This is a genomic window from Quyinboa ferrireducens (assembly GCF_042436675.1).
Taxonomy (GTDB): domain Bacteria; phylum Bacteroidota; class Bacteroidia; order Bacteroidales; family UBA5342; genus JBHJHP01.
Genome location: NZ_JBHMVA010000076.1, coordinates 1 through 1,059, shown reverse-complemented (window position 1 = coordinate 1,059; position 1,059 = coordinate 1). Strand labels below are relative to the sequence as shown.

At 34.7% G+C, this 1,059-nt stretch carries 1 protein-coding gene; it reads right to left on the bottom strand.

The annotated features are described in order from the left end of the window. Window positions 1-272 precede the first annotated feature (272 nt). On the bottom strand, window positions 273-842 hold the full coding sequence (locus ACE01N_RS20480) for a hypothetical protein (protein WP_380592942.1): 570 nt from the start codon (window positions 840-842) through the stop codon (window positions 273-275). Window positions 843-1,059 lie beyond the last annotated feature (217 nt).

Below are 1,059 nucleotides of genomic sequence, written 5' to 3'. Positions count from 1 at the left end.
ACAGTCATAGCTTACCTTTACTTTTCCCATAACCATTGTACATATTGTTATCTGATTGGAAAAGATTGATTGATTTATAGTAAAAAGTAGTAGAATAATTAAATATCTCATTTTATTTTTTGTATTACCGCTAACGTTCCCGCGGTATGGTGTCGTGGCAGTTTCTTTCCGACGGGAAAGGAACTGTCATGACGAAAGTGACAGCTACGAACGTTGAATTATTTGGTTTAAAATAACTGCCATGCACTATGACCGCGTGTTGTGTGTAGTAATTATTCTGATTGAGTTTTTATTGTTCTCTTTCTGAGAGCATTTTGTTTTTTTCTGAATTTAACGAAATTGTCATTAATAGGAATCTTTAGATGAATGGTGCCAACTCCAAATCCTATAATAGCACCACCAATGTATCCTAATGCACCTGCTGTTATCCCACTGAGAAAAGCTCCTTGTGAAGCATTCTTGTCTGCTGCAAAAATGAGGAAAGTTAAACCTCCCAATGAAAGGCCTCCTATCATACCTCCTTTTAGAGTAGAGCGCTTTAGTTGATCATTTTTTCTAACCGATATTTGCTTTATATCAATAATTGGATATTCCGTAGTAGTAAATTTTCTCAAACGATAATCCATATAATCGAAGCTGTTTGATAAAACAACAGAACTGTCACTGATATCAAATAGTGCACCTTTCACCATTTCTATAGTATCATTATTAAAGTGGATTTTTGCTTTGTAAATATCATTTTGTTCAATAGTAAGTCCTTGATATTTTTTATAATCATATTGACCAAAAGAATTTAATGGAATGATTATAGATATTAAAAACAGGATTAAAAATGGTTTCATGGTTTTCAATTTTATTATTACACACAACGTTCCCGCGGTATGGTGTCGTGGCAGTTTCTGTCCGATAGGATAGGAACTGTCAGGACGAAAGGAGCCGGCAGCGAACGTTGAATTATTTGGTTTAAAAGTACTGCCATGCACTATGACCGCGTGTTGTGCGCTGCTTTTATTTAATATTGGCTTGATAAATTAACGGAAAACTCAAGTTTCGTTGTCA